Origin of the sequence: Enterobacter sp. RIT418, assembly GCF_003057745.1 — a bacterium.
Taxonomy (GTDB): Bacteria; Pseudomonadota; Gammaproteobacteria; order Enterobacterales; family Enterobacteriaceae; genus Enterobacter.
In genome coordinates, this window is record NZ_QBJD02000005.1 from 62,439 (window position 1) to 76,480 (window position 14,042).

Below are 14,042 nucleotides of genomic sequence, written 5' to 3' on the forward strand. Positions count from 1 at the left end.
TATGGGATCGCGGAACTTTCTGCTATCCCTAAATTTTGTTACTGAACTCAGTGATGTTAGGGTTTATAATCCGTAGCAATATTCTGCCGGATTTGTTTAATCAATAGCTCTACCTCAGGGAAGATCGTGAATACCAGAGGTGTGACAAACACATATAACGCATTGAGTGGTGTATGAACGATAAAGTTTTGTTTATTGGCGCGTCTGGTTTTGTTGGGACCCGTTTGATCGAGATTTCTCAGGCTGAGTTTGATGTCACTAACTTCGACAAACAGCAAAGTCACTTTTACCCAGACATCACCGTTTCAGGTGACGTGCGTAATCAGGACCAACTCGATCGGGCTCTGGCTGGTTTCGATACCGTTGTGTTGCTTGCGGCTGAACACCGAGATGACGTAAGCCCAACGTCTTTGTACTACGATGTAAACGTGCAGGGAACGCGTAACGTTTTGGCTGCAATGGAAAAAAATAATGTGCAAAACATTATTTTTACCAGTTCGGTTGCCGTATATGGCCTCAATAAAGTCAATCCTGATGAAACTCATCCGCATGACCCATTCAACCATTACGGGAAAAGCAAGTGGCAGGCTGAAGAGGTTTTGCGAGAGTGGTACAACAAAGCCCCAGAAGCGCGCTCTTTGACGATCGTTCGACCCACTGTCATTTTCGGTGAGCGCAACCGCGGAAATGTATACAACCTGCTTAAACAGATAGCGGGGGGTAAGTTTGCGATGGTAGGGGCAGGTACTAACTACAAGTCCATGGCGTACGTTGGCAACATCGTTGAGTTTATCAAGTTCAAACTCAGTAACGTCAAGCCCGGTTATGATGTGTACAACTACGTTGATAAACCGGATTTGAACATGAATCAGCTGGTGTCGGAAGTTGAGAAAAGCCTCAATAAGAAGATCCCGTCCGTTCATCTTCCCTATCCTCTCGGCATGTTAGGCGGTTACTGCTTTGATATTCTCAGCAAGGTCACGGGCAAAAAATATGCAATCAGCTCGGTCCGCGTGAAAAAATTCTGTGCCACAACCCAGTTTGACGCCACCAAAGTGCATAGTTCCGGCTTTACGGCTCCTTATACCCTCTCACAGGGGCTGGACCGTACGCTTAAGTATGAATTTGTGCATGAAAAACAGGACGACATTACGTTTGTATCGGAATGACCGCTGGCCGGCTGCGATTTGTCGGAAACAGAGCCTAAATCAGTTTTTAAGTGGGGTTTCCGACAATTCTGGGTCACGCAAACCACGTTTTGCGGTTAAGTTGTATCAGTTACAGCTAAAAACGTGATTTGCATATGGCGCAGTAGAGTTCATTCACCTGTTAATTCGCGGGATCGAGGCTATACTTCGTCAACCATTTTAAGGTGGAAGATATAATGATTAATTTGAAAGCAGTCATTCCGGTAGCGGGTTTAGGTATGCATATGCTGCCAGCCACGAAGGCAATCCCAAAAGAGATGCTGCCGATCGTCGACAAGCCGATGATTCAGTACATTGTCGACGAGATTGTTGCTGCAGGGATCAAAGAAATCGTCCTGGTTACACACTCTTCCAAAAATGCGGTAGAGAACCACTTCGACACCTCTTACGAACTTGAAGCGCTACTTGAGCAGCGCGTCAAACGTCAGCTGCTGGCAGAAGTTCAGTCTATCTGCCCGCCAGGCGTGACCATCATGAACGTGCGTCAGGCGCAGCCGCTGGGTCTGGGCCACTCGATTTTGTGCGCGCGCCCGGTAGTGGGCGATAATCCGTTCATTGTTGTTCTGCCCGATATCATTATTGATACCGCCTCTGCCGATCCACTGCGTTATAACCTGGCGGCAATGGTGGCGCGTTTCAACGAAACGGGCCGCAGCCAGGTGTTGGCGAAACGTATGAAGGGCGACCTTTCCGAGTACTCTGTAATCCAGACGAAAGAAGCGCTGGAGACGGAAGGGCAGGTGAGCCGCATCGTCGAGTTCATTGAAAAACCAGATCAGCCGCAGACGCTGGATTCTGACCTGATGGCAGTAGGCCGCTATGTGCTGAACGCCGACATCTGGGCCGAGCTGGAAAAAACCGAGCCTGGCGCCTGGGATCGTATTCAGCTGACGGATGCTATTGCCGAGCTGGCGAAGAAGCAGTCCGTTGATGCGATGCTGATGACGGGGGACAGCTACGATTGCGGTAAGAAGATGGGATATATGCAGGCGTTTGTGAACTATGGCCTGCGTAACCATAAGGAAGGGGCGAAGTTCAGAAGCAGGATTGAGAAGCTATTGGCTAACGGCTGATACGCACTTACCACCGAAAGCGGCAAACGATCGGTCAGAGCATGCAAGTGATGCCTGATTGGCCTTTGCCGCTTTTGCGTTTTAAAATGGCAATCATAACAATGGGTTATGTACCGTTTTTTGGTAGTCGCGTTTGAAGATTTATGCTTGTTTCTGAAGGCGTTTAGGACGACAATTGGTAGCTGCTTCTGGCGAACGTTTGCTCAAAGATTAACGCATTTTAACTTTACCCAGTGCACTGGTAGCTGTTAAGCCAGGGGCGGTAGCATGGGTTTTTAAAAAGTATTTTGATTTATCTCAGATAAGTTATCTTGAATGGTGCTAAATGAAAACTAAGCTGGTCATTATAGGCGCTGGTGGATTCGCAAAGGCAGTCATTGATAGCCTAGATCACAATCAATATGAGATTATCGGGTTCCTTGATAGTATAAAATCTGGACATCATCAAGGTTATCCAATCCTTGGTGGTTCATTAGATGATCTTACAGTGCCGAATAGTTTTAAATACTTTATAGCAATTGGAGATCCAGATGATAGAGCTTCGTGGTTCGAAAAAATAAAAAATGCCAATTTAAATACTATTAATGTTATTGATAAAACGGCTATTGTTTCATCGCGTGCTACTCTGGGCTCCTGTATATATGTCGGCAAGATGGCAATAATAAACTGCGATTCCTCTCTAGCAGATGGTGTTGTGATTAATACAAGAGCATTAATTGAACACGGGAATCGGATTTCATATTGTTCTAATATTTCAACGAATGTTGTGTTGAATGGAGATGTGGTTGTTGGTGAAAAGACTTTCGTTGGGAGTTGTACCGTTGTAAATGGGCAATTGACTATTGGTAATTCAAGCATCGTGGGTTCAGGTTCAGTTGTTATCCGTGATATACCTGATTGTGTTGTAGTGGCTGGTTCACCTACTAGATTATTGAGAAAGAGAAAAGAAAATGCCTAACGTGTATATTGTTGCAGAAATTGGTTGTAATCACAATGGTGATTTCAAATTAGCTAAACAAATGGTTGATGAGGCAAAAAAAGCAGGCGTTGATGCTGTAAAGTTTCAAACGTTTAAAGCGGACCAATTGATTTCTCGGTATGCACCGAAAGCTGAATATCAAATCAAAGTTACAGGTAATACCGAATCACAGCTAGAAATGACACGTAAACTTGAACTTCCATATGATGAGTTCATAAAATTGGAAGATTATGCAAAAACACTGGGATTGGATGTTTTTTCAACGCCTTTTGATTTCGATTCAATTGATTTTTTAGCATCCAGAAATCAAAAGGTATGGAAAATACCATCTGGTGAGTTGCTCAATCTACCATATTTAGAAAAAATAGCTCAATTACCAATTAATGATAAAAAAATTGTTATTTCAACTGGGATGGCGACAATTGAAGAAATTCAACTGGCATTGAATGTCCTTAGTGATAATGGCATTAACTCTTCTGCAATTACAATTCTTCATTGCAATACAGAATATCCCACTCCTTTCGAAGATGTTAATTTAAACACTATATCAGGTTTTAAAAAGATCTTCAGTGAATATAATATAGGATTTTCCGATCATTCTCCTGGTTATTTTTGCGGTATAGCATCAATACCATTCGGAATTACTTTCATCGAAAAGCATTTCACCTTAAATAAAGACTTTGAGGGGCCTGATCATAAGGCTTCGGTTACTCCAGATGAGCTAGCATTACTATGTGAAGGTATTCGGGCAGTAGAAAAATCTTTAGGTAGTTTTGATAAAAAAGTTACGCCATCAGAACGAAAAAATAAAATTGTGGCAAGAAAATCAATTGTAGCAAAGTGCAACATTAATAAAGGTGATAAGTTTACAATAGATAACATCACAACTAAGCGGCCTGGGAATGGAATTAGTCCAATGTCATGGTATGATATTTTGGGTAAAGAAGCAGAAATGGACTTTGAAGAAGATCAGTTAATCATTCATTCTGGGTTTGTTGGACAAGAGGTTTAAATGGTTAATCGGATCGCGATAATTCCGGCGAGGTCAGGTTCCAAGGGGTTGAAGAACAAAAATATTTTAATGCTCGGAAACAAACCTTTGATAGCCTATACCATAGAAGCCGCATTGGTATCTCAATGCTTTTCGAAGGTCATAGTCTCAACAGACTCTCTTGAATATAAAAATATCGCCGAACAATATGGAGCTCAAGTTGTAATGCGAAGCAAGGAACTTGCATCTGATACAGCAAGTTCTTTCATGGTTGTTGAGGATGTATTGAAGCAGTTCAAACGGTGTGACTATTTTGTTTTATTACAACCCACATCCCCGTTCCGTGATGCAAGACATATTCAGGAATCAATTGATTTATTTGAAGCTTCTGACAACACTAATTTCTTAGTGTCTGTTACAGAAAGTAGTAAAAGTTCTGAATTAGTTAAGCCATTAGATGCATCATTGAAGTTAACAAATTTCAGTTTTGATTTTAGTAATTATAGAAGGCAGGACGCAAAAGAATATAGCCCAAATGGTGCTATATTTATCGGTAAAAAAGATGAGTATCTTCATAAAAAACATTTTTTTGGGGCTGATAGCGTAGCATATATTATGAGTAAAGCAGATTCTATTGATATAGATGATAGATTAGATTTTGAATTTGCTATATCTCAACTTTTGAAAAGAAAAAGAAAAGAAACCATGAGGTTTAGTATTAAAAAAAGGATTAAAGAAAAGTTTGCAAATGAAATTGATAAGAAACCGATTACATTAATAGGTCATTCGATATTTGATGACTGGGATTTGGAAAGACTAAATGATAAAGATGTAAATAATTTTGGTATCTCCGGTATCACAAGTGAAGAATACTATGAACTTATCTTATCGAAAAATTTAATTGATAAAATTGGTGATGCAGTACTGTTGATATCAGGTACAAATGATATTGTTCTTGAAAATTGGACTGCTGAATATACAGTCTTTTGGTCGAAGAAAATAATTGAAAAAATAAAATCAATAAATTCGAATGTAGTAATTTATTTTCTTTCCGTACCACCAGTGTTGGGTAGGCTAGAACGTGATAATTCAGTTATTGAGTATTTGAATAAGGTATTAGAAAAAGAGATAAAAAAGATTCATAATGTAAACTGGGTTCCAATTAATGAGTCTTTTTATGACCAATTCGGGAATCTAAAAGCTGCATACACTTATGATGGTTTACATTTCACTCAAGAAGCGTATGAGCAACTTGAATGTGATTTGAGGGAATTGATCTTATGAAAAAAATTGTTTTCGTTACTGGGTCTCGTGCTGAATACGGTATAATGAAGCGATTGTTATTGCGACTTGCTGAAGAAAAAGAGATTGAACTAACCATTATCGCAACTGGTATGCATTGTGATGAGAGATATGGATTTACATACAAAAATATTGAGAATGATGGCCTTGTTATTGACAAATTAATTGACATTGAAATCAATAATGATACCAATGCGGGTATTCTCGCAACAATGGCTAGATGTCAAACTGAATTTGGCGAATATTTTGAAGATCATAAGTTTGATGCAGTAATGATTCTTGGCGATCGATATGAAATTTTTTCAGTTGCTATTGCAGCAGCTATGCATAATTTGCCTATTATTCATTTGCATGGCGGTGAAAAAACATTAGGTAACTATGATGAATTCATTCGTCATGCAATTACTAAAATGAGCCGCTTACATTTAGCATCAACTGCAGAATATCAGAAACGCATCATTCAAATGGGAGAGAATCCAGAAACTGTTTTTGATGTTGGTGCATTGGGTGCAGAAAATGCGATGCTAATGGATATTCCCACTAAACAAGAAATTGAGAAAAAGTACGGAGCATTGGAGCGTCCATATTTTGTAGTAGTATTTCATCCTGAAACGATGAGTCATAATGATCCAATTCAACAAACAGCGTCTCTCTTATTAGCCTTACGTCAGTTTATCCAAAAGTATGATTTTGTCTTCATTGGTTCCAATTCTGATACTGGCTCAGATGAAATTACTATAAAAATAAAACAGTTCTGTAAGGAGTATGGTTCTAAATTTTTCACGTCACTCCTTCCTGAGGAATATCTTGCACTTAATAAATATTCACAGGGCCTGATTGGTAACTCGTCATCTGGTTTAATAGAAATACCTTCTCTGGCTATTCCAACTATAAATATCGGTGATCGGCAGAAAGGGAGAGTGCGAGGACCCTCTGTTATCGATTGTATTTGTGAAACTGAGAGCATATTCTTAGCAATTGAGAAAAGCCAAACTAATTTTTTCGACAAAAAAAATCAACAAACATTAAATCCTTATTTCAAAAGAAAGGTACTTGATAATATCGTTGGCATAATTAAGAGCTTTTTGGAGAAAAACTCAACTGGCTATAAAGATTTTTATGATCTTAATATCAAGGCTTGAGAAAGTTGATTTTTATTTGGAATTTGAATAAAAAGCTATTAAGGTTCAGGCATGAAAGATAATGCACTGCATGTTTGTATTACACTCAGACAGTTATTAATATCAATTTGTGATGCAGTAATAACAAAAAGAAAAACCACGATCATATTCCTTCTTGATTATCAAGACCTTTCTTTTGAAAGGCAAGAACGATTGATAACTAATTTTGAAACGATTGAATTTTTCTTTATCAAAGAATACGAGTTAATTAACGACTTTTGCCCTATTCAGAAAAATATACCTGGAATTATCAGGCGAAATTTTTCCATTAAAGATGGCCGATTTTATTTCGGTTGTGGTAAATGGGTCCCTCATTTTTTAGCTAAACGAAAATACAATACCACATACATCTATCATTCTGGACCCTTCACATCTAAAGTAGTAAGAAGTGTCAGTCAAAAGATTATACTTAGAGAGGATGGATTATCTAATTATGTTATACAACCCTTACATCCCTTAAAAGCCGCTGTCCGGTTATTTTGGGGGTTATCTCCCTTTGGCCAGGTTTGGGGGGAAGAAAAATGGGTTGCATCCCTTGAAGTAGAATCACCGGAGTTATTACCGAAAAGGGTTAGGAAGAAAGCAGATAAATTAACTATATCTTCGTTACTTATATCGTTGGATGTCACTAATAGAGCGCGGTTGATAGATAGCTTCGAACTTCAGGGGCTTTCATCATTTGACAATAGCAGGTCATGTTTGATTTTAACTCAGCCTATTGATGATGTTGGAATATGTTGTACGAAAGATAAAGTTGAGCTTTATAGTAAGCTTGCGCTGAAGTTTCTGAATAAAGGTTATGAGGTTTATATCAAATTTCACCCTAAAGAGAAAGAATATAAAATTCCTAATGCGCGCGTTATTTCGAAAGATTTTCCTGTTGAATTACTCAAGTATGTTTTGGATGGGCAGTTTATTTATTGTGTTGCCCTTTGTTCGAGTTCAATAAATTCTGAAGAGCATTCTTTAGCATTAAGGCAAAAACAATTAATCCCATTGGAATATTTTAACAAAAGCTACTTCGATGGTTGGGAAGATTTTGTTGAGGCATTTCAAATTGAAGATTAATAAGGCTATTTTAAAGCATACAGGGACATATCTTTTTTTCGATATTATTAATAAGGCTATACCATTTCTGTTTTTGCCCTATCTTACACATATGTTGTCCGTAGTAGATCTTGGTAACTTAGAACTTTTTAATACTTATGTTGGATTGCTTACCCTCCTCATTTTGTTTGGTTTAGATGGTTGGTGTGCTTCTATGTACAATGGTCTGGAGAGGAATGAGTTTTCAAGAAAACTAATATTAGGTATTAAAATATCAGCTATAATTAGTTTGATTGCATTCTTTATTTTAATTCTTTTGAATCAATCTCTCTGGCTTGCAATTGCACCAATATATGCATTCTCAATGTGTATTATTCAAATAAGAACACTAACATTTAGATTGCAACTAAAAACGGTGACCGCATCAATAATATTATTTTTGAATATTTCATTAAGCGTGTTACTCACCATTGGAGCTTTTACGTTTAATGAAAAAAATTTAACTAATCGATTAATTGCCTTACTTTTACCTGCATTAATGCTTTGTTTATGGTCCCTTCGTTCTTTATTAAAAGAGTTTAAATCGGATGCTACTATTTCGAAGCATGAATTTTCTACATTCATTCGGTTTACCATTCCATTACTCCCTAATGGATTGATGAATTTTGTACGATTCGGTGCTGACAGATTTTATGTTGCTCACTTCTTTGGAGTTTCAAGTCTTGCATTATTCGGTGTAAGCTATCAATTCGCAATGATTGCAAACATATTTATGCTTTCGCTAAATCAAGCTATTATGCCTTTTACGATGCGCTTACTAAATGAAAATAAAATAAGGCAATTCCTTAAATTTACTTTGTCAGTGGTTTTATTTTTCACATTTGTTATTGTGATTCTTTCAATTGCGACACCATATATTTTGAATGTCTTTTTTGATTCAAGATATATTTCAGCTCAATATATGTCCAGAATTTACTTCTTTAGCTATCCGCTAGTGTTTTTGAGTATTTTATTGATGAACATAGCTTTTATTAGAGGAAGAACAAAATTAATTCTCTTAATGACAAGTATATCATCGCTTACACATTTGACTTTTTTGTGGTGCATTCTAAATACAAATTCGGCACTATTCAACGTCCCTTATGCACTTATGATTTCGTCTATAGTATCAGTGATTCTTTCAATTTTGACTTTTAGTAGGCTAACTCGCGATGCATAACGAAAGTACCATACATTCATCAAAGTCGAAATATGGTGTGATAATTTTATTTTATTTATTTTTTGCATGCCAGTTTTCCTATGTTTATTCAGGATTGATTGCGTTTCAATTCTTAAATATGCTTTTGGGAGCATTTTCAATTTTCTATATTTATCCATATTTAAGTCGTAACGGTTGGTTTTTTATTATATTATTAGCTGTGTTTTCTACACTAACGACTCTACTAAGTTTAAAGTTTAAATTCGGTGATATCGCTTTTGCTGTGACAATGCCACTCTTTGCTGGACTTATTAGTTTACATAGGCATGAATTAAAATGGCCGGCACTAGCATTTTGTACATTTTCTGTTTGCTACTGTGGTTATGCTATAATCATGGGATGGGATTTAAATACAGCACTTTTTTTATCATCCAGCCGAAACTATATTTCTGTTCTTGGTATTTTCTCTTTTTATTGCGTAGTTATATCTACCGCCAGTAACAAATTAAAAGTAATGTTTCTGGTCCTAGTTTCATTGATTATACTCTTTAGCAATAGTCGTTCAGCATTTATTTCATTTTCTTTGGTTTTAATGTTCTATATATGTTGTAATGCAAACAAGTATAGAAAAACATCTTTCGTACTGGTATCTGGAGTTTTAATTATATTACCTATTGTAATATTAAATTATACTACAGAAATATATGACTATCTGTATAATTCACTCGGGGTTGTTCGTCGTTTATCGGCAGGTGAGTTATCGGACACTGGTCGTTTTGATGTCATCAAATGCTATTATGACAAATTCGATTCTTTTTCTCTATTATTAGGTCTAGATTATTTCGCAAGTAATACTTGTAGTTTTTTAGCTAATGGTACGGATAATCCACATAATAGTTTCATTCGTCTTTATTCAAATTTGGGGCTTTTTTCATTAATAATTTTTTATTTTCTTCTTTGGGCGCTAATAAGACTATTTTGCATGCGAGAATATCTACTTTTCAGTTTTCTACTATGCTTTATCGCCAGAGGTGGTACTGATATTTTATTCTTTTTCCAGTCATGGGATGCATATTTGTACTCTTTAATCTTTTTATCTTTACCTGTGTTTTTTTTCAATGCCAAAGGGCAAGAGAAATCTAAAATTTTCAATATTTAGGAATGTTAATGGACAGCATACAAATTTTAATGGCAACCATGCACAGAAAATCTGTGAGTGAAATTGATTGGGATTATAAAAACACAAATCTACCTGTTCTTTTAATTAATCAAAGTGATTTTATTGGGAAGGAAATTTACAACAACGTCACGATGCTTTCGTGTAATGAAAGAGGCTCTTCTAATAGTCGAAATATGGCTATTGAAAATGCGACGGGCGATATTTGTGTTATCGCGGATGATGACGTTGGCTACGTTGATAATGCTGAAGAGATCATCAGAAATGCATTCCATGAAAACCCTGAGGCCGATATAATTACATTCCAAATAAAAACACCAGACGGAGCATTGTTTAATGATGGATACCTTAAAAATAAACAATGGCATAACTGGCGCTCAATTCTTCGGTGTGCTTCGATAGAAATTGTTTTCAAACGTGATTCGATTCTCAAAAATAACTTGCGGTTAGATACCAATTTTGGGCTCGGTAGTAAGTATAGAGTGCATGATGAAATTATTTTTTTAAAAGATGCTTTAGATAAAGGATTGAAAATACTTTATATTCCAATACCAATTGTTATACATCCGAAGGAAAGTTCCGGTTCTGATTTTAATGATAGCTTAATCAGTTCCAAAGGTGCTGCTTTTGTTAGATTGTTTGGGGTCAAAGGTATGTTTTTAAACCTTGTATTTGCCATGAAAAAAAGAAAAGAATATATTTCTAAATACAGCATTCCAAAATTCACATCAAAGATGTTTACTGGCTCTATAAAGTTTATTCGAGAGGATATGAAATGAAAGTTACAAGCTGTGATTATCTCGTTTTAGGCGGGGGTGTTTCAGGTTTAATGTTTGCTAATAAACATAAGAATGATGATACGTTAATCATTGAAAAAGAGAATGAATTAGGAGGATATTGTAGAACGATTTATCAGGATGGATATATTTGGGATTATGCTGGGCACTTTTTTCACTTTGCAAATTCAGAAATTAAAAAATTCTTTGAAGAAAAAATCTCGGCAGAACAATTAGTAATAAAAGAGAAATGCACGAAAATTTTCTATAAAAAAAATGTACTGGATTTTCCGTTCCAAGCAAACATACATCAATTAGAAAAGCAGGATTTTATTAATTGTCTTTATGATCTCTATTTTAGAGAAGATAAAGATGAATACAATTCTTTTTTAGATATGCTTTATGGTAAGTTTGGGAAGTCGATTACAGATATGTTCCTCAAACCTTACAACGAGAAGTTATATGCATGCAATTTGAATAAATTAGACCAAAATGCAATGGGGCGTTTCTTTCCCTATGCAAACTTTGAACAAATTGTTAAAGGTTTTAAAGAGAATTATCAGGGGAGTTACAATTCTCATTTCTTGTATCCTAAAAAAGGTGCTAAAGTATTTATTGATGCACTAACCCAAGAATTACCAGAAGATATAATCCACCTTGAGGAAAAAGTTCTTTCAATATGTGTCAATGAAAAATATATAATAACTAATAAACGGAGAGTGAATTTTAAGTATCTAATTAATTCAATCCCTTTTAATAAGTTTCTCAGTATGATTACTGATGTTGATTATAGTGGGGTTGTTGCACGGCTTTCATGGAATAAAGTACTGGTGCTTAATCTTGGATTCGACAAGAATACTGATTTCACAGATATTCATTGGGCATACTTCCCTGAAAAAGATTATAACTTTTACCGAGTTGGTTTCTATAACAACATTCTTAACGATGAACGCCTTAGTTTATACGTTGAGATTGGTTATGCAGATCAAGATAAATTCGATGTTGAAGAACAACTTGAAAAAACCCTAGCAGGTTTAAGAGCATCTGGCATAATCAGTGACCATAAGTTAATATCTTATATTCCTATAATGATGAATCCTGCATACGTTCACATTGATAGCGATTTAAATGAAACGAAGCAGGTGATTAAAGAAGAACTTGCAAAAAGTGATATATTTACAATTGGTCGTTATGGCGACTGGAAATATTGTTCTATCGAAGATTCTATGATTGATGCGATTAATCTCGCCGAAAAAATATAATTGGATTTATTATGGATGGATGTGTTTCGGTTATAATGCCTGCATATAATTCAGGCGATTACATTGCTAAATCAATTGATTCAGTATTAGCACAGACCTATGAAAACTTCGAGTTGATCGTTATCAATGATTGTTCCACTGATAATACTTTAAATATTATCAGAACTTACGATGATCATCGAATTATCGCTATTAATATGACTCACAACTCAGGAGTTGCGGAGGCTCGGAACGAAGGAATAAGACGTGCATCTGGCCAGTTTATTGCTTTTTTAGATAGCGACGATATGTGGAAGCCAACGAAGCTGCAGACGCAAATTGATACACTATTGAGGTCGAATTGTCATTGCTGTCACACTGCTTATAACAGGATAACCGAAGATGGTAACATAATCTCAACAGTCAATTGTAAAAAACTAGTTTCGTTAAAAGACATGCTAAAACATAACGAAATTGGAAATTTAACTGGGCTGTATGATGTTTATGCTTTAGGGAAAATATATCAAGAAACAATTGGCCATGAGGATTATTTGATGTGGCTAAATATTATGTCAAATACAGACTCGGTTGGGATTCAGTTACCTCTTGCAGAATATAGGGTGAGAAAGTCTTCTTTATCATCAAATAAATTTAAGTCTTTACGCTGGCATTATGAAATCCTTAAGAAAATAATTGGCTTTAAGCCTGTTAAATTGTCTTATTTGATGATGAGTTATGTTTTTCTTACTATTAATAAAAGATATTAATTTTCAGTGGGTTTGAATGTGGTTTTATTGGAGAAAATATGATTTTGATCACTGGAGGGGCCGGTTATATCGGCTCGCATACTGCAGTTGAACTTTTATCCTCTGGCTATGAAGTTGTTATTATAGATAACTTTGCAAATTCATCATCTGACGTAATTGATAAAATAAAATACTTATCAGGGCAAGATTTTCATTTTTATGAAGGTGATGTGAATAATAAAGATTTGCTTAGAAAAATCTTTTCAAAACACTTAATCTCAGATGTGATTCATTTCGCGGGGTTAAAGTCCGTTAGTGAATCCATCGAAAAGCCAATTGACTATTACACTAACAATGTCATAGGAACTTTGACTCTAGTCGAAGCTATGCTTTGTGCTGGTGTCAATAATATTATATTTAGTTCTTCAGCTACAGTTTATGGAGAGCCTGAAAGCATACCTTTAACAGAAAAATGTACTGTTGGAGGGACAACTAACCCTTATGGAACATCTAAATTTTTTGCTGAGCGTATATTACAGGATATTGCATTTTCTAATAAGGACTTCAATGTTACGCTGTTAAGATATTTTAATCCTGTTGGTGCTCATCCATCCGGATTGATAGGAGAGGCGCCTCAGGGAATACCCAATAATTTAGTTCCATATTTGACTCGTGTTGCATGTGGAGAGTTGAAGGTGTTATCCATCTTTGGTAATGACTACGCAACAAAAGATGGCACAGGTGTCCGTGATTTTATTCACGTAATGGATTTGGCTGATGGACATCTTGCCGCTTTAAAAAACTCTACAACAAAAACGAATATGCGCGTGTATAATTTGGGTACTGGCAATGGCTATTCAGTATTAGAACTAATAAGAACCTTTGAAAAAGTTACCAAGAAAAGTGTCAATTATATAATCTGTGACCGGAGAGCAGGTGATATAGGTGAATGTTGGGCTGATGTTTCTTTAGCCGAGCAAGAGCTAAAATGGAAAGCAAAAAGAACTCTTGAGGATATGATGACTGATGCCTGGAATTGGCAGCTCAAAAAATAACTAATATACTTACAGTACTATTTTCAATAGATGCTTTTATAACGCATCTTCCACTATCCATTAAGCTT

General features: G+C 36.1%; 13 protein-coding genes. All 13 read left to right on the forward strand.

The window, feature by feature from the left end; translation table 11 throughout:
• Nucleotides 1-173 precede the first annotated feature (173 nt).
• Nucleotides 174-1,169, forward strand: a complete 996-nt coding sequence (locus tag DBY73_RS07015) for an NAD-dependent epimerase/dehydratase family protein (protein WP_112010464.1) — start codon at nt 174-176, stop codon at nt 1,167-1,169.
• A gap of 215 nt (nt 1,170-1,384) precedes the next feature.
• Entirely contained in the window at nt 1,385-2,281 is an 897-nt protein-coding gene (galF, locus tag DBY73_RS07020; protein WP_112010465.1) for a GalU regulator GalF, read from the forward strand.
• A 325-nt stretch (nt 2,282-2,606) separates the two neighbouring features.
• On the forward strand, nt 2,607-3,239 hold the full coding sequence (locus DBY73_RS07025; RefSeq protein ID WP_112010466.1) for an acetyltransferase: 633 nt from the start codon (nt 2,607-2,609) through the stop codon (nt 3,237-3,239).
• Nucleotides 3,232-4,272 carry an N-acetylneuraminate synthase gene (gene neuB / locus DBY73_RS07030; RefSeq protein ID WP_112010467.1) on the forward strand — a complete coding sequence of 347 codons (1,041 nt, stop codon included), beginning with the start codon at nt 3,232-3,234 and terminating at the stop codon, nt 4,270-4,272. Before DBY73_RS07025 ends, neuB begins: the two co-directional genes overlap by 8 nt.
• Nucleotides 4,273-5,535: a GDSL-type esterase/lipase family protein gene (locus DBY73_RS07035; protein ID WP_112010468.1), complete on the forward strand. Its 1,263-nt coding sequence runs from the start codon at nt 4,273-4,275 to the stop codon at nt 5,533-5,535.
• On the forward strand, nt 5,532-6,695 hold the full coding sequence (gene neuC, locus DBY73_RS07040; RefSeq protein WP_112010469.1) for a UDP-N-acetylglucosamine 2-epimerase: 1,164 nt from the start codon (nt 5,532-5,534) through the stop codon (nt 6,693-6,695). The genes DBY73_RS07035 and neuC overlap by 4 nt, the downstream gene beginning before the upstream one ends.
• Before the next feature lie 51 nt (nt 6,696-6,746).
• Nucleotides 6,747-7,802 carry a polysialyltransferase family glycosyltransferase gene (locus tag DBY73_RS07045; RefSeq protein ID WP_112010470.1) on the forward strand — a complete coding sequence of 352 codons (1,056 nt, stop codon included), beginning with the start codon at nt 6,747-6,749 and terminating at the stop codon, nt 7,800-7,802.
• The gene (locus DBY73_RS07050; protein ID WP_181573202.1) at nt 7,792-9,000 is read left to right on the forward strand and encodes an oligosaccharide flippase family protein; all 1,209 of its coding nucleotides are present in this window, start codon (nt 7,792-7,794) and stop codon (nt 8,998-9,000) included. Before DBY73_RS07045 ends, DBY73_RS07050 begins: the two co-directional genes overlap by 11 nt.
• Before the next feature lie 37 nt (nt 9,001-9,037).
• Entirely contained in the window at nt 9,038-10,138 is a 1,101-nt protein-coding gene (locus DBY73_RS07055; RefSeq protein WP_181573203.1) for an O-antigen ligase family protein, read from the forward strand.
• An 8-nt stretch (nt 10,139-10,146) separates the two neighbouring features.
• The gene (locus tag DBY73_RS07060; RefSeq protein WP_181573204.1) at nt 10,147-10,935 is read left to right on the forward strand and encodes a glycosyltransferase family A protein; all 789 of its coding nucleotides are present in this window, start codon (nt 10,147-10,149) and stop codon (nt 10,933-10,935) included.
• On the forward strand, nt 10,932-12,194 hold the full coding sequence (locus tag DBY73_RS07065; RefSeq protein ID WP_112010474.1) for an FAD-dependent oxidoreductase: 1,263 nt from the start codon (nt 10,932-10,934) through the stop codon (nt 12,192-12,194). The genes DBY73_RS07060 and DBY73_RS07065 overlap by 4 nt, the downstream gene beginning before the upstream one ends.
• Before the next feature lie 11 nt (nt 12,195-12,205).
• Nucleotides 12,206-12,940: a glycosyltransferase family 2 protein gene (locus DBY73_RS07070; RefSeq protein ID WP_112010475.1), complete on the forward strand. Its 735-nt coding sequence runs from the start codon at nt 12,206-12,208 to the stop codon at nt 12,938-12,940.
• A gap of 38 nt (nt 12,941-12,978) precedes the next feature.
• Entirely contained in the window at nt 12,979-13,974 is a 996-nt protein-coding gene (galE, locus tag DBY73_RS07075; protein WP_112010476.1) for a UDP-glucose 4-epimerase GalE, read from the forward strand.
• Nucleotides 13,975-14,042: the final 68 nt, after the last annotated feature.